Annotated in this window: 18 protein-coding genes; 11 read left to right on the forward strand and 7 right to left on the reverse strand. The window is 68.9% G+C overall.

The features are described from left to right. Positions 1 to 38 precede the first annotated feature (38 nt). The 4 genes from ctaD to M3U25_RS20065 are packed head-to-tail and all read left to right on the forward strand — an operon-like array spanning position 39 to position 3,268. On the forward strand, positions 39 to 1,649 hold the full coding sequence (ctaD, locus tag M3U25_RS20050) for a cytochrome c oxidase subunit I (RefSeq protein ID WP_355503691.1): 1,611 nt from the start codon (positions 39 to 41) through the stop codon (positions 1,647 to 1,649). After that, the gene (locus tag M3U25_RS20055) at positions 1,649 to 1,780 is read left to right on the forward strand and encodes a hypothetical protein (RefSeq protein WP_255421423.1); all 132 of its coding nucleotides are present in this window, start codon (positions 1,649 to 1,651) and stop codon (positions 1,778 to 1,780) included. Before ctaD ends, M3U25_RS20055 begins: the two co-directional genes overlap by 1 nt. After that, positions 1,777 to 2,367: a cytochrome c oxidase assembly protein gene (locus M3U25_RS20060; RefSeq protein WP_355503688.1), complete on the forward strand. Its 591-nt coding sequence runs from the start codon at positions 1,777 to 1,779 to the stop codon at positions 2,365 to 2,367. The genes M3U25_RS20055 and M3U25_RS20060 overlap by 4 nt, the downstream gene beginning before the upstream one ends. Positions 2,368 to 2,386: 19 nt before the next feature. Beyond that, positions 2,387 to 3,268 (forward strand): cytochrome c oxidase subunit 3, encoded by an 882-nt coding sequence (locus tag M3U25_RS20065; RefSeq protein WP_355503686.1) that lies wholly within the window; start codon positions 2,387 to 2,389, stop codon positions 3,266 to 3,268. A gap of 107 nt (positions 3,269 to 3,375) precedes the next feature. On the opposite strand, the gene M3U25_RS20070 is transcribed toward M3U25_RS20065, so the two are convergent. Continuing rightward, positions 3,376 to 3,594 (reverse strand): twin transmembrane helix small protein, encoded by a 219-nt coding sequence (locus M3U25_RS20070; RefSeq protein WP_010341612.1) that lies wholly within the window; start codon positions 3,592 to 3,594, stop codon positions 3,376 to 3,378. A gap of 30 nt (positions 3,595 to 3,624) precedes the next feature. Between M3U25_RS20070 and M3U25_RS20075 the strand changes: the two genes are divergently transcribed. The 5 genes from M3U25_RS20075 to M3U25_RS20095 all read left to right on the forward strand — a co-directional run bounded on the left by M3U25_RS20075 (position 3,625) and on the right by M3U25_RS20095 (position 8,875). Next, positions 3,625 to 4,383 (forward strand): SURF1 family protein, encoded by a 759-nt coding sequence (locus M3U25_RS20075; protein ID WP_355503684.1) that lies wholly within the window; start codon positions 3,625 to 3,627, stop codon positions 4,381 to 4,383. A 27-nt stretch (positions 4,384 to 4,410) separates the two neighbouring features. Then, positions 4,411 to 4,986 carry a hypothetical protein gene (locus tag M3U25_RS20080; protein ID WP_242161166.1) on the forward strand — a complete coding sequence of 192 codons (576 nt, stop codon included), beginning with the start codon at positions 4,411 to 4,413 and terminating at the stop codon, positions 4,984 to 4,986. Positions 4,987 to 4,996: 10 nt separating this feature from the next. Beyond that, positions 4,997 to 6,160, forward strand: coding sequence for a COX15/CtaA family protein (locus M3U25_RS20085; RefSeq protein ID WP_355503682.1), 1,164 nt, complete (start codon positions 4,997 to 4,999; stop codon positions 6,158 to 6,160). Continuing rightward, entirely contained in the window at positions 6,157 to 7,050 is an 894-nt protein-coding gene (cyoE, locus tag M3U25_RS20090; protein WP_242161167.1) for a heme o synthase, read from the forward strand. Before M3U25_RS20085 ends, cyoE begins: the two co-directional genes overlap by 4 nt. Positions 7,051 to 7,138: 88 nt before the next feature. Beyond that, the gene (locus M3U25_RS20095) at positions 7,139 to 8,875 is read left to right on the forward strand and encodes a methyl-accepting chemotaxis protein (RefSeq protein ID WP_355503679.1); all 1,737 of its coding nucleotides are present in this window, start codon (positions 7,139 to 7,141) and stop codon (positions 8,873 to 8,875) included. A 196-nt stretch (positions 8,876 to 9,071) separates the two neighbouring features. Here M3U25_RS20095 and M3U25_RS20100 read toward each other — a convergent pair whose 3' ends face one another. Both M3U25_RS20100 and M3U25_RS20105 read right to left on the reverse strand, forming a co-directional pair. Next, positions 9,072 to 10,658: a thioredoxin family protein gene (locus M3U25_RS20100; protein WP_355503677.1), complete on the reverse strand. Its 1,587-nt coding sequence runs from the start codon at positions 10,656 to 10,658 to the stop codon at positions 9,072 to 9,074. A gap of 170 nt (positions 10,659 to 10,828) precedes the next feature. Next, complete coding sequence (locus M3U25_RS20105) at positions 10,829 to 11,815, reverse strand: bile acid:sodium symporter family protein (RefSeq protein ID WP_355503675.1); 987 nt, start codon at positions 11,813 to 11,815, stop codon at positions 10,829 to 10,831. Between the two features lie 79 nt (positions 11,816 to 11,894). Between M3U25_RS20105 and M3U25_RS20110 the strand changes: the two genes are divergently transcribed. Further along, positions 11,895 to 12,872, forward strand: coding sequence for a DUF6602 domain-containing protein (locus M3U25_RS20110; RefSeq protein WP_355503673.1), 978 nt, complete (start codon positions 11,895 to 11,897; stop codon positions 12,870 to 12,872). Positions 12,873 to 12,891: 19 nt separating this feature from the next. Here the strand turns inward: M3U25_RS20110 and dnaG are convergent, their stop codons facing one another. The 4 genes from dnaG to rpsU form a co-directional block, all read right to left on the reverse strand. Beyond that, positions 12,892 to 14,634 (reverse strand): DNA primase, encoded by a 1,743-nt coding sequence (gene dnaG, locus M3U25_RS20115; protein ID WP_355503671.1) that lies wholly within the window; start codon positions 14,632 to 14,634, stop codon positions 12,892 to 12,894. 69 nt (positions 14,635 to 14,703) lie between these two features. After that, positions 14,704 to 15,618 (reverse strand): YihY/virulence factor BrkB family protein, encoded by a 915-nt coding sequence (locus M3U25_RS20120; RefSeq protein WP_242161173.1) that lies wholly within the window; start codon positions 15,616 to 15,618, stop codon positions 14,704 to 14,706. A 141-nt stretch (positions 15,619 to 15,759) separates the two neighbouring features. Continuing rightward, on the reverse strand, positions 15,760 to 16,206 hold the full coding sequence (locus tag M3U25_RS20125; protein ID WP_355503669.1) for a GatB/YqeY domain-containing protein: 447 nt from the start codon (positions 16,204 to 16,206) through the stop codon (positions 15,760 to 15,762). A gap of 249 nt (positions 16,207 to 16,455) precedes the next feature. Beyond that, positions 16,456 to 16,671, reverse strand: coding sequence for a 30S ribosomal protein S21 (gene rpsU / locus M3U25_RS20130; RefSeq protein ID WP_003465342.1), 216 nt, complete (start codon positions 16,669 to 16,671; stop codon positions 16,456 to 16,458). A gap of 121 nt (positions 16,672 to 16,792) precedes the next feature. On the opposite strand from rpsU, the gene tsaD reads away from it, so the two are divergent. Next, positions 16,793 to 17,878, forward strand: coding sequence for a tRNA (adenosine(37)-N6)-threonylcarbamoyltransferase complex transferase subunit TsaD (gene tsaD / locus M3U25_RS20135; RefSeq protein ID WP_355503665.1), 1,086 nt, complete (start codon positions 16,793 to 16,795; stop codon positions 17,876 to 17,878). Positions 17,879 to 17,932 lie beyond the last annotated feature (54 nt).

The following is a 17,932-nucleotide window of genomic DNA, read 5'->3' on the forward strand; positions in this document are numbered from 1 at the left end:
CGCCTGATCTCCAGCATTCCTTTCCTGAGGTAGCCGCCATGGCCCATTCGGCAGTCGATCACCACGACGAGCACGGGCATCAGCAGAGCTTCGTCGAGCGTTGGTTCTTCTCCACCAACCACAAGGACATCGGCACGCTGTACCTGCTCTTCAGCTTCACCATGTTCATCGTCGGTGCGGCGATGAGCGTGATGATCCGCCTTGAACTCGCGCAGCCGGGCCTGCAATACATCAAGCCCGAGCAGTTCAACCAGATGACCACCGTGCACGCGCTGGTGATGATCTTCGGCGGGGTGATGCCGGCCTTCGTCGGCCTGGCCAACTGGATGATCCCGCTGCAGATCGGCGCGCCGGACATGGCGCTGCCGCGCATGAACAACTGGTCGTTCTGGCTGCTGCCTGTCGCCTTCACCCTGCTGCTGCTGACCTTCTTTCTTCCCGGCGGCGCGCCGGCCGGCGGCTGGACCATGTATCCGCCGCTGATGCTGCAGGGCGGCTACAACGTCGCGTTCTCGGTGTTCGCCATCCACGTCGCCGGCATCAGTTCGATCATGGGCGCGATCAACATCATCGCCACCGTGCTCAACATGCGCGCGCCGGGCATCGACCTGCTGAAGATGCCGATCTTCTGCTGGGCCTGGCTGATCACCGCGTTCCTGCTGATCGCGGTGATGCCGGTGCTGGCCGGCGCGGTGACCATGCTGCTCACCGACAAGTTTTTCGGCACCTCGTTCTTCAACGCCGCCGGTGGCGGCGACCCGGTGATGTACCAGCACATCTTCTGGTTCTTCGGGCACCCCGAGGTCTACATCATGATCCTGCCGGCGTTCGGCGTGATCAGCGAAATCATCCCGACCTTCAGCCGCAAGCCGCTGTTCGGCTACCAGGCGATGGTCTACGCGATCGCGGCGATCGCGTTCCTGAGCTTCATCGTCTGGGCCCACCACATGTTCACCGTGGGCATGCCGCTGGGCGGCGAGATCTACTTCATGTTCGCCACCATGCTGATCTCCATCCCCACCGGGGTGAAGGTGTTCAACTGGGTCAGCACCATGTGGCAGGGCTCGATGACCTTCGAGTCGCCGATGCTGTGGGCCATCGCCTTCGTCATCCTGTTCACCATCGGCGGCTTCTCCGGGCTGATGCTGGCGATCGTGCCGGCCGACTTCCAGTACCACGACACCTATTTCGTGGTCGCGCACTTCCACTACGTGCTGGTCACCGGCGCGGTGTTCGCGCTGATCGCCGCGGTGTACTACTGGTGGCCGAAGTGGACCGGGCGCATGTACAACGAGGCCTGGGCCAAGTTCCATTTCTGGTGGACGATGCTGTTCGTCAACCTGCTGTTCTTCCCGCAGCACTTCCTCGGCCTGGCCGGCATGCCGCGGCGCATCCCCGACTACAACGTGGTGTTCGCCGACTGGAACCTGGTCAGCTCGATCGGTGCGTTCGGCATGTTCGTCACCCCGTTCCTGATGGCCGGCATCCTGCTCGCCTCGCTGCGCAACGGCGCGCGCGCCGAAGCGCGCTCGTGGGAAGGCGCGCGCGGCCTGGAGTGGACGGTGCCGTCGCCGGCGCCGGCGCATACCTTCACCCTGCCGCCGGTGCTCAAGCCCGGCGACCTGGCTCACGACGACATCAGCCACTGATGACCGCGCAACCGCCGCTCGACGACCTGGTCCTGCGCCGCAAGCGTGCGGCGCGCACCGCGCTGGTGGTCGGCGCGGTGGCGCTGGCGATCTACGTCGGCTTCATCCTCACCGGGGTGCTGGGCCGATGAACGCGCCGGCGCCGCAGGTGCACAGCAGCGCCGGGCTGTTCAAGCTGGTCGGCGTGGCGCTGGCGGTGTTCGTGCTGACCTTCTCGCTGGTGCCGCTGTACCGCATCGCCTGCGAGAAGGTGTTCGGCGTGCGCCTGGAGCGGGGCCCCGGCGAAGGCCCGCAAGCCGGCAAGCCGCTCGCGGGCAAGCGCACGGTGACGGTGCAATTCGACGGAGGGGTGAACTCCAAGCTGCCGTGGTCGTTCCATCCGGAGCAACTGACCATGCAGGTGGTGCCGGGCGAACTCAACGAGGCGCTGTACTACGCGCACAACGACGGCGCGCATGCCATCGTCGGCAGCGCGGTGCCATCGGTGGCGCCTGCACGCGCCTCCGGCTACTTCACCAAGACCGAGTGCTTCTGTTTCACCGCGCAGACCCTGCAGGCCGGCGAGAAACGCGACATGCCGGTGCGTTTCATCGTCGATCCCAACCTGCCCCGCGACATCTCCACCATCACCCTGTCCTACACCTTCTACAAGAACGATGCGCTGAGCGCGGAACTGGGATCGCCGAAACTGGCCGGTTCCGCGCGCGCGGCTCCCTGACCCGACCGGAATGCCTGCCATGGCCCAGCCCAGCACCGACGCCACCGCCAACGCCTACTACGTGCCCAGCCAGAGCCGCTGGCCGTTCATCGGCTCGATCGCGATGTTCGTGACCATGATCGGCGTGGCCAGTTGGCTCAACGACGCGTCCTGGGGCAAGTGGACCTTCTTCACCGGCATCGCGATGCTGGTGGCGACCTTGTTCATGTGGTTCGGCGACGTGATCCGCGAATCGATCGCCGGGCACTACAACCGCCAGGTCGATGTGTCGTTCCGCATGGGCATGGTGTGGTTCATCTTCTCCGAGGTGATGTTCTTCGGCGCCTTCTTCGGCGCGCTGTTCTACACCCGCACCTTCATCCTGCCGTGGCTGGGCGGCGAGGGCGACGGGGTGATGACCAACGCGCTTCTGTGGGACGGCTACTCCGCCGCCTGGCCGACCAACGGCCCGGGCGGCATCGGCGGCCAGTTCCAGACCATCCCGGCCTGGGGCCTGCCGCTGATCAACACGCTGATCCTGCTCAGCTCCGGCGTGACCCTGACCATCGCCCACCATGCGCTCAAGGCCGGTCAGCGCACCCGGCTGATGGTGTTCCAGGCGCTGACCGTGGTGCTCGGCTGCACCTTCCTGTACTTCCAGGCCGAGGAGTACATGCATGCCTACAAGGAGCTCAACCTGACCCTGGGCTCGGGCATCTACGGCTCCACCTTCTTCATGCTCACCGGCTTCCACGGCGCGCACGTGCTGCTGGGCACGATCATGCTGCTGGTGATGCTGCTGCGGATCACGCGCGGACACTTCAGCCGCGACAACCACTTCGCCTTCGAAGCAGCGGCGTGGTACTGGCACTTCGTCGACGTGGTGTGGCTGGCGCTGTTCCTGTTCGTCTATGTGCTTTGAGGGCGGGGAATAGGGAATCGGGAATGGGGAATCGCAAGAGCGGCTTTCGTTTCGCTTGCGCTTCTGCTTTGCCGAGTCTCTTTTCCCGATTCCCCATTCCCGGCTTCTCAGCGCCCGAGCCCGTGGGGCTTGATCACTCCCGTGTAGATGCCCAGGATCACCAGCAGGATCAGGCACACCGATAGGCCGATGCGCCAGGTCAATGCGTTCACCGTGCGCTTGCTCTGGCCGCGGTCCACCAACAGGTAGTACAGGCCGGCGCCCAGGTTCCACAGGATGAGCAGCAGGAACGCGACGATCAGCAAGGTCTTCAGCGAGTCGTTCATGGGCGTCTCGGCACATGGTGTGTCCGCATTATGACCCTCGCCGCTGCCTCGCGCGTGGGCGCGCGCCGGCGCATGCCGTTGTGGCTGGGCTGGAGCGTCGCGCTCGCGGTGGCGCTGGCCTTCTGCCTGCTTGGCCGCTGGCAGTTGCAGCGCATGCACGAGAAACAGGCGCTGCTGGCGCAGGCGGCGCATGTGCGCGATCGCCCGCAGACGCTGGCCGATGCGCTGCGTGCGAGCCCGCCCGGACACTTGCGCTGGGTGCATGGCGCCGGCCGCTTCCTGCCCGGGCAGATCCTGCTCGACAACCAACTGCGGCAGGGGCGCAGCGGGGTGAAGGTGTACCAGCCGTTCCTGGCCGACGGCGTCGCAGCGCCGCTGCTGGTGGAGTTGGGCTGGTTGCCGCTGCCGGCCGACCGCGCGCTGCCGGCGCCGGCGCCGCTGCAGGGCCGCTACACGCTGGTCGGCCTGCTCGGGCCGGCGCCGTCGCATGGGCTGGCGTTGGGTCCGGCGCTGGTGGCGGCACCCTCGCCGCAGCGCTGGCTGGCGATGCGCATCGAGCCGGCGGCGATCGGCGAAGCGCTCGGCCGCCGCGACATTTTGACGCAGGTGCTGCGCCTGGATCCGGCCCTGCCGCTGGGCTATCCGCGCGACCTGGACCTGCTGCCGAACACGCTGCCGCCCGAGCGCCACTTGGGTTACGCGGTGCAATGGTTCGGCCTGGCGCTGGCGGTGCTGGTCACCGCGGCGCTGCTCAGCTGGCGCGCGCGCAGGGGACGGGGCGGGCGCTGAGCGCGCGCGCATGAGAAAATCCCCGGCATGAATGCTCCCACCCCGGCCCCGCGCCCGGCGGCCGCACGCGGCCGTTGGCCGCTGATCGTGTTGTTCGTCCTGTTCTTCGGCTCGATGCTGGTCGCCGGCGCGTTGCGCTTCTCCGGCTGGCAGCCGGCTGCCAGCCGCAACCATGGCGAGCTGCTGCAGCCGCCGGCCGACCTGCGCGCGCTGCAGCCGCGGTTGGCCGACGGCCGCGGCTACGCCTGGGAACCGCAGCGGCGCCTGTGGCGCATCGCGCTGGCGCCGCCGGCGGACTGCGGCAGCGCCTGCGATGCGCTGGCGCGCGACCTGGACAAGGTCTGGCAACTGTTCGGCCACGACGCCGACCACGTGCAGATCCTGTGGATCGGCACGCCGCCGGCCGCCGCCCAGGCCCTGCCGCAGGTGCAGGCGCTGCGCGCGGATCCGGCGCTGCTGGCGGCGTTGCCGCGGGTGCGCGATGCGGCCGGCGTGCCGGTCTACGTCATCGATCCGAACGGTTTCGTGGTGCTGCGCTATGCCCCCGGGTTCGACCCGGCCGGGCTGCGCGCGGACCTGGCGAAACTGCTGAAACTCCTGTGAGCCGCTTCCTATGACCCTGTTCGCGCGCCCGGCGCTGTTCCGGCATTTCCACCGCATGGCCTGGCTGGCGGCGCTGTTCACCGCCAGCACCATCATGTTCGGTTCGTTCGTGCGCCTGTCCGACGCGGGCATGAGCTGCCCGGACTGGCCGACCTGCTACGGCCGCATCACCTGGCCGCAGACCAGTGCCGAAGCCGACACCCACGCCGCCAGCAAGATCCGGCCGCTGGAGACGCACAAGGCCTGGCGCGAGCAGATCCACCGCTTCCTGGCCGGTGCGCTGGGCGTGGAGGTACTGGTGCTGTCGCTGCTGGCGGCGCGGCGGCGCCGGCTCGGCATCGCCCAGATCGTCACGGCCGCGGCGTTGGTGGCGCTGTCGATCCCGCTGTACATGTCCGGCTGGCCGGGGCTGGCGATGCTGGTGGCGGTCGGTGGCGAGGCGATCCTGCTGCTGGCGGCGCTGCGCTGGTCCAACGACGATCTGGCCCGCGCGGCGGTGCTGACCCTGTCGGTGGTGATCTTCCAGGCCCTGCTGGGCATGTGGACGGTGACCCTGCTGCTCAAGCCGATCGTGGTGATGGGGCACCTGCTGGGCGGCCTGCTGATGTTCTCGCTGCTGGTGTGGATGGCCTGGCGCGCCACCCACCTGCCGATCACCCTGGCCGATGCGCCGCGCCTGAAATGGCTGCTGCGCCTGGGCGTGGCGGTGCTGGTGCTGCAGATCGCGCTGGGCGGCTGGGTCAGCGCCAACTACGCGGCGCTGGCCTGCGGCGGCGGCAGCTGGTCGGCCGACAACTTCCCGCGCTGCGTCAGCCAGTGGTGGCCGCCGCACGATTTCCGCGAGGGCTTCACCCTGTGGCGCGGCATCGGCGTGGACTACGAAGGCGGCGTGCTCGATGGCGCGGCGCGCATCGCCATCCAGATGGCGCACCGGATGATGGCGATGGTGGTGGCGGCCTACCTGCTGTGGCTGGGCTGGCGCCTGAGCCGCACGCCGGGCATGCGCGGCTGGGCCGCGGCGCTGGCGCTGCTGCTGGTCGCGCAGGTGTGCCTGGGCATCCTCAACGTCAAGCTGGCGCTGCCCCTGCCGGTGGCGGTGCTGCACAACGCCGGCGCGGTGGCGCTGCTGTTCGTGCTGGTGTCGTTGCTGGCGCGATTGCGGGCACCGCAATGAGCGCGCGCGGCGTCCACTGGCGCGACTACTGGGACCTGACCAAGCCCAAGGTGGTGGCGTTGATCGTGTTCACCGCCCTGGTCGGCATGTGCCTGGCGATCCCGGGGCTGCCGACCTGGGCGCAGGTGCGCACCGGCCTGCTCGGCTTCTTCGGCATCTGGCTGGCGGCCTCGGCGGCGGCGGCGATCAACCAACTGCTGGATGCGCGGATCGACGCGCAGATGGCGCGCACCTCCTGGCGCCCGCTGGTGGTGGGCAAGGTGCTGCCGTGGCAGGTGCTGCTATTCGCGGCCTTGCTCACCGCACTGTCGATGACCGTGCTGGTGGTGTGGGTCAACTGGATCACCGCGGTGCTGACCTTCGCCTCGCTGATCGGCTATGCAGTGATCTACACGGTGTTCCTCAAGCGCACCACGCCGCAGAACATCGTCATCGGCGGCCTGGCCGGCGCGGCGCCGCCGCTGCTGGGCTGGGCCGCGATCACCGGCATGCAGGGCCAATGGGACTGGGCCTACGCCTCGCTGCTGGTGCTGATCATCTTCGTGTGGACGCCGCCGCACTTCTGGGCGCTGGCGATCTTCCGCCGCGCCGACTACGCCAAGGCCTCGATCCCGATGCTGCCGGTCACCCACGGCGTGGCGCATACCCGCCGGCAGATCCTGGTGTACACGGTGCTGCTGGTGGTGGTGACCCTGCTGCCGGTGGCGGTGGGCATGAGCGGGGTGTTCTATCTCGGCGGCACCCTGGTGCTGGACGCGGTGTTTCTCTGGTACGCCTGGCGCATGCTCGACCCGCCGGACGAGATGTTCTCGATGCGCATGTTCGGTTACTCCATTGTGTACCTGATGGCGTTGTTCGCGTTCCTGCTGGTCGACCACTGGATTGCCTGAACCGCCCGTTCAGCCCCCCGCTCAAGTGTTGCCGGCCGCAGTCGTTATCGGACGAACGACCAAAATCGGCAAAGCCGCGGAGACATCCATGTGGGGCAAGAGCAAGCAAGACGCGGCGAAGCTGCAGGCACTGACGGAGCGCCTGCGTGAGGCCGAGGCCGAGCGCGACCGCGCGCGTGCGCAGGGCGACGGCGCCCTCGCCAATCTGGACGAGATGCGCGTCCGTTTCGACCTGGTCACCAAGGCAACCACCGACGGCCTCTGGGAAATGAGCGTGATCGCCGGCGATCCGATCAACCCCGCCAATGAATTCTGGTGGTCCTCGCAGTTCCGCGCGATGCTGGGTTTCTCCTCCGAGCTCGACTTTCCCAACGTGCTGGACAGTTGGGCCTCGCGCCTGCATCCGGAGGACAAGCAGGCCACGCTGGACGCGTTCGCCGCGCACCTGGGCGACCGCAGCGGCCAGACCCCGTACGACGTGGACTACCGCCTGCAGCTGAAGAACGGCCAGTACCGCTGGTTCCGCGCGATCGGCACCACCCAGCGTGATGCCCAGGGCACGCCTTTGCGCGTGGCCGGCGCGCTCACCGACATCACCGAGCGGCGCGAACGCGAGGCCTTCCTGGACATCGTGCTGACGCGGTTCGAACTGGGCCAGGACATGCTCAACGACGGCCTGTGGGACATGAGCGTGATCGCCGGTGACCCGATCAATCCGTCCAACGAGTTCTGGTGGTCGCCGCAGTTCCGCTCGCTGCTGGGATTCGCCTCCGAGGCCGAGTTCCCCAACGTGCTCGACAGTTGGTCCTCGCGCCTGCACCCGGAGGACGCGCAGGCCGCGCTCAGCGCGTTCGCCGCGCACCTCAACGACCGTACCGGCCGCACCGGCTTCGACATCGAGTACCGCCTGCAGTTGAAGAACGGCGAGTACCGCTGGTTCCGCGCGCGCGGCCTGACCAAGCGCGCCGCCGACGGCACCCCGCTGCGCGCGGTCGGCGCCCTGCTGGACATCCATGCCGCGCGCCAGCTCGGCGAGGCCGCACACACCCTGCAGACCGCGGCCGCGGAAATGGTCGACGACAACAGCGACCTGGCCCGCCGCACCGAGCAGCAGGCGGCGGCGCTGGAAGAAGCGGCCAGCTCGATGGAAGAGATCACCGGCACCGTGCAGCGCAACGTCGAGCACGTCGGCCATGCCAACCGCCTGGTGGACGGCGCCAGCGACGTCGCCCAGCGTGGCGGCGAGGTGGTGCGCGACGTGGTGCAGACCATGGCCGGCATCGAGAGCGCCTCGCGCAAGATCGCCGACATCATCAGCGTGATCGACGGCATCGCCTTCCAGACCAATATCCTCGCCCTGAACGCGGCGGTGGAAGCGGCGCGTGCCGGCGAGCAGGGCCGCGGCTTCGCCGTGGTCGCCACCGAAGTGCGCAGCCTGGCCCAGCGTTGCGCCGATGCGGCCAAGGAAGTGCGCGGCCTGATCGCCGGGTCCAGCGAGCAGGTCGATCGCGGTTCGGCGCTGGTCGCGCGCGCCGGCGCCACGATGGAAGAACTGCTCGGCTCGGTGCGCGAGGTGCAGCGCATCATGACCGACATCGCCGGCGCCAGCCGCGAGCAGAGCGCCGGCATCGGCCAGGTCAACCAGATCGTGGTGCAGATGGACACCGCCACGCAGCAGAACGCGGCGCTGGTCGAAAAGATGGCCGAGGCCGCACGCGCGCTGGAAGGGCAGGCGCAGGGCCTCAGCGCGCATACCAGCAGCGGCCGCCGCGCCGGCGGCCAGGCAGGCGCTCAGTCGGCGGCGCCGGTCCGCGTGGCGGCCTGATCGGGGGCACGTGAGCGCACGGCGCATCGGCGCGCGCCGCTGCGCGAGGCGCGCAACCGGCGTGGTGCGCGGCGCGGGGCGACCGCGCTGCAGCGACGCGCGGACCGGATCTCTCTGAAGCGCGACGGCCGTGCAGCGCGCCGGCGGTTGCCGCTGGCCCGCTGCACGGCCGCCGTGTGTTACACGGCTTGCGCCCTCACCCCAGCCAATGCTGGCAGCCGTCGCGCGCCTGGCTGCCGCAGCTTTGCTGCATCTTCTGCTGCAGCCGCGCCAGCACCGCGCTGCCGTCATGACCCTTGCTCCAGGCCTGCAGGGTCTTGGCCAGGGTGTCGAAGCGCTGCCGGGTGCGCTGGTGATAGCCGTCGGGCTGGCCGGCCAGTTCCCCGATGACCTGTCCGGCGGCCGCCTCGATCGCGGCCGCATTGTCTGGCTGCAGCCGGATCAGGCCGTCGACATAGAGCACGCCCCATTGCACGCGGGTGGCGGGCCCTTGGGCGCTCTCGTAGGCCTTCTTCAACCAGAACAGCGCCGTCTGCTTGTCGCCGCGCGCCTCGGCCAGGCCGGCCAGTTCCGGCATGTAGTAATACGGGGTCTTGCTGCGCTGGAGCTCGGCCAGCAGCAGTTGTTCGGCGCCGGCGCTGTCGCCGGCCTCGTCGAGCAGGTCGGCGGCGGTGCTGATCGTGGACTGGCGTTCGTAGTCGGTCTTGGCGGCCTGCTCGGCCCATTGCACGCGCTGCTGCACCTTGGCGACCACCGCGGGCGGCAACGGCGGCTGGGGCCCGTCGCCGGCCTCGGCCGGCTGGCCTTGCGCCAGGCGCGCCAACGCGATGTCCGCGGTGGCGGTGTCCAGGCGATCGCTGATCGGCAGGCTGCCGTCGGCATAGACCTGGTCCAGTGCATGGGTCAGCGCGCTGGACAGCGTGCTGCGCTCGGCGGCATCGCCGGCCGCGGCCTGGACCAGCTCGCGTGCCGCATAGGTCAGCGTGCTGCGGTTGGCGCGCACTTCGGCCGGATCGGCCAGCACCGCCTGCAGCAGCGCGCGGTCGGCGGCGCGGTGCTTGGCGTCCACGGTGGTGGCCTTGGCCGGATCCTGCGCGGCCAGCGCCAGCAATGCGAAACGGCGCTGCAACGCCGGCTGCGGCGCGGCCGCGGCCAGGCGCGCGAGCACCTCCGGCGCCTGCCCTGGCTTGACCAACTGGGCGGCATCCACCTCCCAGCCGTATTCGCCGAGCAGGGTCCAGTCGTCGGCGCCGAGCGTGGCCGGCGCCTTCAGTGCTTGCTGTAGCAACTGCGCCGAGGTGGTGGTGCGGGTCGCGGCGACGCGTAGCGCCTCGGCCAGACGCTGCGTGTCGCTGTCGCCGGCCAGGCGGGTGATCTCGCTGTGGTCCGGGCGCAGCACGATGATGGTCGGATAGCCCTTGATGCCGAAGCGTTCGCCCCAGGCCTGCGCGCCCTCCGAATCGCCGTCCAGGTGCACCGCGACGAAGGCGCGGGTGCGGGCGATGAACGCCGGGTCCTTGAACAGCGTGGCCTTGAGCCGGTTGCAGGGTGGGCACCAGGCCGCGCCCCAGTACAGCAGCACCGGCTTGTTGTGTTCGCGCGCTTCGGCGAAGGCGTCGTCGACGTCGCCCTCACGCCAGGCGATGCCGGCGCTGTCGGCGGCAGGCGCCGGCGTGGTGGCCTTGGGCGCGGCGGGTGTTGGCGGTTTCTGGCAGGCGCCCAGCGCCAGCAGCGTGGCCAGGCTGGCGGAGATCGTCGCGGAACGGCGGAACATGCGGCTCATGGGGGGGCACCGGATGGGGAGGGAGACACGGCGCCGGCCGTGCCGGCCGTCTACTGTACGCAGCCGCCGCCGTGCTTGCACATGCCGGCGACGCATCTGCATATGCCGCGAGTCCCGGTGCCGCGCAGGGCGGCGCGCCGCGGTCGTGCCGGCGCGATGCCGGTCGCGCGCTAGGGCTTGGCTTCCGCCTTCGCCGCGCGCGCGTAGCGTTGCGCGATGACTGCGCAGACGATCAACTGGATCTGGTGGTAGATCATCACCGGCAACACGATCGCGCCGAGGCTGCCGCTGGCGAACAGCACCTTGGCCATCGGCACGCCGGTGGCCAGGCTCTTCTTGGAGCCGCAGAACACGATCGGGATCTCGTCCTCGCGGGAAAAGCCCAGGCGCCGCGCGCCGAAGGTGATCAGCGTCATCGCCAGCGCCAGCAGCACCACGCCGACCGCGGCGACGCCGAGCAGCGCCGGCAGCGGCGTCTTGCGCCACAGGCCTTCGACCACCGCGGCACTGAAGGCGGTGTACACCACCAGCAGGATGGTGCTCTGGTCGGTGTAGCGCAGCACCGCGCGGCGGCGTTCGACCCAACCGCCGATCCAGCGCTGCAGCAGGTGGCCGGCGACGAACGGCACCAGCAGTTGCAGCATGATCTTGCCCATCGCCTCCAGCGGGTTGGCCATGGCGCTCTGCGCGCCGGCCAGCAGGCCCATCAATAGCGGCGTCAGGAACACCCCGAGCAGGCTCGACAGCGAGGCGCTGCACACCGCCGCCGGCACGTTGCCGCCGGCCATCGAGGTGAAGGCGATCGACGACTGCACCGTGGACGGCAGCGTGCACAGGAACAGCACGCCGATGTACAGGTCCGGGGTCAGCAGCCAGTGCGACAGCGGCTTGAACAGCAGGCCCAGCAACGGGAACAGGATGAAGGTGGCGGCGAAGATGGTCAGGTGCAGGCGCCAGTGCAGCGCGCCGGCGACGATGGCCTCGCGCGACAGCCGCGCGCCGTGCAGGAAGAACAGCGCGGCGATCGCCAGGTCGGTGACCACGTCCATCACCGACGCCGCGCGCCCCTGTACCGGCAGCAGCGAGGCGAGCAGCACCGTGCACAGCAGCGCCAGCGTGAACGGTTCGATGCGCAGGCGCGCGAGAAGATGTTTCATGATGTGATGAATGGGACAAAAGGCTGCAAGTCAAGAATATATTCTCACACACATACACACAGGCGCTCGCAGGTAGTAGATGGAGACGAATGCTTCTTTCGCCGTGCAGGCGCTGGCCTTGAACACCGCAAAGAAGTTTCGCGAGGACTATCTGGCGATGAGTCGGTATATTTTTCGCGACGAGGAGAAGCGTAATGGTCTTCTCCATTCCGGGGAGTTTGGCGTCTATCGCGAACGACTGCTGCGCACGCTGCTGGTATCGCATCTGCCGGCGCGCCTGGCCATCGGCAGCGGCTTCCTGAGTACGGTGCAGCAACCCAGCAGTACGCAGTGCGATATCGTCCTCTACGACCGCGATGCGACGCCCAGTCTCGATGTGGCGGGCGGACGTGTGTTCTTCCCCACGGAAACCTGCGCGGCAGTCGGCGAAGTGAAGTCGACATTGACCTTCTCCGCACTTTGCGAAGCCTTGCATAAACTTGTCGAGACCAAACGCTTGAGGGCGGCGCATTGCCCGCCCAGCCTGCCGGTGGCGCCGACCGATGCGGTGTTCAGCTTATGGGGCCAGATGGTTCGGGAGGGCGCGACTTCTGATCAGTTGGATAGACATCGGCAAAGTCTGTTTCAACCGCAGCAGGTCGAGCAACAGAATCTGATGACGTTTTTGGTCTGCGAAAAGATTGAGTGGCCCAGCGGCGAAGATCCGAACAGTCCCAGCTTTCACAAGGCGCTTGCCAAGCTCTATCCCCGCTCGTGCGATTCCTACTACCTCCGCCACAATCTGCTGCTGAGCCTGCAGGACGGCCTGCTTTCGTACTACACCTCCGGTCTCGGCGACGATGGTCAGCCGTGCAATCTGCCCTATCCATTCCCATGTCGGGAGGGCGTGGACTGCGGATGGCGCTGGCTTCCGGCGAGCGACGACGCTCTGCACATCCTTATGTTCGCCACCGAATGCGCGCTGGCGGCTTCGCGGACATGGATCTACGAGTTCCTTTCTCCTGCGCACTTGCAGGACCGCCTGTTCCCAACGTTTCGGTACATGCCATTGAGCTAGCGGTCGCGCCGGGCCAGACTCAGCGTAACGACGCCAGTACCTTAAGCAGTTCGCGCTGCTCGTACTTGTCGGTCTCGTCCAACCCCTGCGCGCGTTGCTTGGCGGTCAGTTCTTCCAGGCGCTGCTGCAGCGTCTGCTTTTCCAGCTGCACGACCACGTCGTGCAGCTCCTGGCGCCAGCTGGCGGTCTCGCCGGCGATCTCCTGCACCGCCAGCTTCTGCAGCGCGGCCAGTTCCTCGCGTTCGTGGAAGTGTTCGAGCAGGGCGCCGGTGGTGATTTCCGGACGCGCATGCACGATCTGCAGCAACTCGATCATCAGCTCGATGCCCGGCAGGCGCAGGCCGGCGAACGGGTAGGGCGGCGGCAGGTCCAGCGCCAGCGACGGCGCCTGCAGCAGGCGCACGATCGCCTCGCGCACCAGGCTGCGCTTGTGCGCGGGGCGCGGCACGCGCGGCGGCGGCCGGCTCGCCGCCGCCGTGGCGGCCGCCGGTGCGGCGGCGCCGATGCCGGTGAGTTCGGCCAGGCGCTGGCGCATCAGGTCGCCGAAGGCGCCGTCGGGAATCTGCGCCAGCATCGGCCGCGCGCGTTCGGCCAGGCGTGCCTTGCCGTCGAGCGTGCCGAGGTTGATCTCGCGCGAGAGTTCGTCGAAGAAGAACTGCGACAGCGGCGTGGCCTGGACCAGGCGCGCATCGAAGGCCGCGGCGCCTTCCTTGCGCACGATGGTGTCCGGGTCCTCGCCATCGGGCAGGAACAGGAAGAACGCCTGGCGGCCGTCCTTCATCCGCGGCAGCACCGATTCCAGCGCCTTCCAGCCGGCGCGGCGGCCGGCGGCGTCGCCGTCGAAGCAGAAGAACACGTCCGGCGCGTTGCGGAACAGCAGTTCGGCGTGGTCCGGCGTGGTCGCGGTGCCCAGCGTCGCCACCGCCTGGGTGACGCCGAACTGGAACAGCGAGACCACGTCCATGTAGCCCTCGACCACGATCAGCCGCTCGATCTTCTGGTTGGCCTGGCGCACCTGCCATAGGCCGTACAGTTCGCGGCCCTTGTGGAACAGCGCGGTCTCGGGCGAGTTCAGGTACTTGGGGCCGTCGTCCTTGTCGAGCACGCGGCCGCCGAAGGCGATGACCCGGCCGCGGCGGTCGAAAATCGGGAACATCACCCGGTCGCGGAACTTATCGTAGACGTGGCCGCGGTCGTTCTTGGAGAACAACCCGGCACGGTCCAGCAGCTTGAGCCGGCGCTCGTCGGTGCCCAGCGCGTCCTTGAGCGCGCTGTAGCCGTCCGGGGCATAGCCGATCTGGAAGCGCGCGCGGTTCTCCGCATCCACGCCGCGGCCGTCCAGGTAGGCACGCGCCTTGTCGCTGCCGTCGAACTGGCGCTGGAAGAACTTGGCCGCCGCTTCCAGCGCCGAGTACAGGTCGCGGTGGTCGTCGCCGGCGGCCTGGGCGGCGCCGCGCTGCTGGGCGTCGCGCGGCACTTCCATGCCGGCGCGCTTGGCCAGCTCGTCGACCGCGTCGAGGAATTCGAGGCGGTCGTAGTTCATCAGGAAGCTGATCGCGGTGCCGTGCGCGCCGCAGCCGAAGCAGTGGTAGAACTGCTTGGTCGGGGACACCGTGAACGAGGCCGAGCGCTCGTCGTGGAACGGGCAGCGCGCCGCGTACTCCTTGCCCTGGCGCTTCAGCGGCACGCGCGTGCCGACCACCTCGACGATGTCGGTGCGGGCGAGCAGGTCGTCGATGAATGCGTCGGGGATGCGGGCCATCCGCATAGGATGCCACGCGCGTGCGCCGTCACGCTGGGCGCGCTGCCTGTGTGGTTCAGCGCCGTGCGGTCAGGGCGTGGGCGGTGCCTGTGCGGCGTTGCGCGGGTCGATCCCGGCGGCGACGAGCTTGCTGTGCGAGCGCAGGCGCTCGTCGATCACCGCGGTGATCAGCGCGCCGACGAAGAACACCACGGTGGCGTAGTAGATCCACACCAGCAGGATCACCAGCGCGCCCATCGAGCCGTAGGCGCTGCCCGGCGCGGCGGTGGCGATGTACAGGCCGATCGCATAGCGCCCGGCCACGAACAGGCAGGCGGTAATGGCGCCGCCGATGATCGCCTGGCGCCATTGCACCCGGCGGTCGGGGAGGTAGTGGTAGAGCACGGCGAAGGCCAGCACGTAGATCGCCAGGGTCGAGACGTAGCCGACCGCCGGCAGCAGCGACGGCATCCGCGCGAACACCACCTGCAGCACAGTGGTCAGGATCATCGAGATCAGCAGCAGGAAGCCCAGCCCCAGCACCACGCCGAAGGAGAACACGCGCTTCTTCAGCCAGGCCATGATGCCGTCCAGGCGCTGCTTGTCGGTGCGGAAGATCAGGTTCAGCGCGTTCTGCAGCTGCGCGAACACCGCGGTGGCGCCGACGAACAGCAGCAGGGTGCTCCACAGCCCGGCCAGCGAGCCGATGTTGGGCTGGTTCTTGGCGTTGTCGATCACCGTCTGCGCGACCTCGCGCGCGCCGTGCCCGGCCAGCTGCCCGATCTGCGCGATCAGCGCCTCCTGGGCCTGCGGGTACAGCGAGGCGGTGAGCCACAGCAGCAGCACCAGCAGCGGCGCCAGCGACAGCAGGGCGTAGAACGACAGCGAGGCCGACTGGGTCATCACGTCGATCTCGACGAAGCGCCGCACCAGCGCGGCCGGCAGGCTCTGCTGCAGGCGGTCGAGGTGTTTGTGCAGGCGATCGGACGACAGGGGCAGGGACATGGGCGCGGGACCTTCGGCGCGCGGCGTCGCAACGCCGGTCCCGCACTGCGCGCTGAAGGAGGGTGCGGGCTTGCCGGGCGTTGTAGCAGCCCGGCATCGAAAGGCGGGTGAAGCCCGCCGCCCACGCGCTCCTCGGGAGCGTCAGCCGGCCAGTTGCTGCTTGACCAGCACCGAGACCTGGCCCATGTCGGCCTTGCCGGCCAGCATCGGCTTGAGTACGCCCATCAGCTTGCCCATGTCGGTCGGGCTGGCGGCGCCGGTCTGCGCCATCGCCGCCTGGATCGCAGCGACGATCTCGGCCTCGCCCATCTTGCTCGGCAGGTAGCGCTCGATCACCACGATCTCCTCGCGCTCCACCTGGGCCAGGTCGTCGCGGCCGGCGGCCTCGTACTGGCTTACCGAGTCCTTGCGCTGCTTGACCATCTTGTCCATCACCGCGATCACCGCGGCGTCGTCCATCTCCACGCGCTCGTCCACTTCCTTCTGCTTGATCGCGGCGTTGATCAGCCGGATCACGCCCAGGCTGTGCTTGTCGCCGGACTTCATCGCGGCCTTCATGTCGTCGGTGAGCTGCTGCTTGAGGGTCATGAGGGACTCCACAGGGAAGAGAAAAGGGGGGAAGGGCATTCTAGGCAAGCGCGCTGGCGCAGGCCGTGCGGCCGAGGCGGCACGCGGGTGCCGAGGGATCAGGGACGGGGCCGATGCTCCGCGCGGGCGGATCGCCTGGTCCAAGCAGGAGATGCACAAAAAGCCGGCGACGCTTGCGCGTGCCGGCTTCGTGGGCTTACCGTAGCGGGTGCCGAAACCGGCACATCCCGCTACCGCAGGCCGCGATCCTCAGTACAGACGCTGGCGCTTGGTGACGTCGCGCGAGGTGCGACGCAGCTGGCGCTTCACCGCGGCAGCGGCCTTGCGCTTGCGTTCCTGGGTCGGCTTTTCGTAGAACTCGCGCTTGCGGGTTTCGGCCAGCACGCCGGCCTTTTCGCAGGTGCGCTTGAAGCGACGGAGCGCAAACTCGAAGGGCTCGTTCTCGCGGACTTTAACGCTGGGCATGGAATCTCCGGGACACAATGGTGACCGGGTCAGGCCCGGCGAGCCGCACATTATAGCGGCAGATTTCGCGGCTGCAAGCGCCGCGTTTGGCCTGCCGCCGATTCGGCCCCACAATGCACCCATGAACGTTCTCGGCATCGAATCCAGTTGCGACGAAACCGGCGTCGCCGTCTACGACACCACGCGCTCCGGCGCGGCCGCGCTGCGCGCGCACGCGCTGTACAGCCAGATCGCCCTGCACGCCGAGTACGGCGGGGTGGTGCCGGAGCTGGCCAGCCGCGACCACGTGCGCAAGCTGCTGCCGCTGATCCGCCAGACCTTGGCCGAGGCCGGCCTGCGGGTGCGCGACCTGGACGGGGTGGCCTACACCGCCGGGCCGGGCCTGGTCGGCGCGCTGCTGGTCGGTGCCGGCGTGGCCCGGGCCCTGGCCTGGGCGCTGGACGTGCCGGCGATCGGCGTGCACCACATGGAAGGCCACCTGCTGGCGCCGCTGATGGAGGATCCGGACCCGGTGCACGGGGCGCCGGCGCCGCCGTTCGTGGCGCTGCTGGTCTCCGGCGGCCACACCCAGCTGATCGCGGTGGAGGCCATCGGCCGCTATCGCCTGCTTGGCGAGACCCTGGACGATGCCGCCGGCGAGGCCTTCGACAAGACCGCCAAGCTGATGGGGTTGCCGTATCCGGGCGGCCCGCAACTGGCGGCGCTGGCCACGCAGGGCACCTCGGGGCGGTTCCGCTTCGCCCGGCCGATGACCGACCGGCCCGGCCTGGACTTCAGCTTTTCCGGACTCAAGACCCAGGTGCTGCTGGCCTGGCGCGACAGCGACCAGTCCGAGACGGTGCGCGCCGACATCGCCCGCGGCTTCGAGGATGCGGTGGTGGACACGCTGGCGATCAAGTGCGAGCGCGCGCTGGAGGCGGCCGGCAGCGACACCATCGTGGTCGCCGGCGGCGTCGGCGCCAATCTGCGCCTGCGCGCCAAGCTGCAGGCGATGGCGCAGGCGCGCGGCGGCCGCGCCTGCTTCCCGCGCCCGGCGCTGTGCACCGACAACGGCGCGATGATCGCCTTCGCCGGCGCCCTGCGCCTGCAGGCCGGGTTGCACGATGCCGCGTCCGCGGTGCAGGTGACGCCGCGCTGGGACATGGCGACGTTGCCGCCGCTGGCGGCGGCAACGCGGGAGTCGGGAGTCGGGATTGGGGATTCGTAAAGCGGCTCCGCGGTTGCATCAGCTTTTGCCTTTGCTCTTACCATTCCCGAATCC

The sequence above is a fragment of the Xanthomonas sp. PPL134 genome (assembly GCF_040595915.1).
Taxonomy (GTDB): domain Bacteria; phylum Pseudomonadota; class Gammaproteobacteria; order Xanthomonadales; family Xanthomonadaceae; genus Xanthomonas_A; species Xanthomonas_A indica.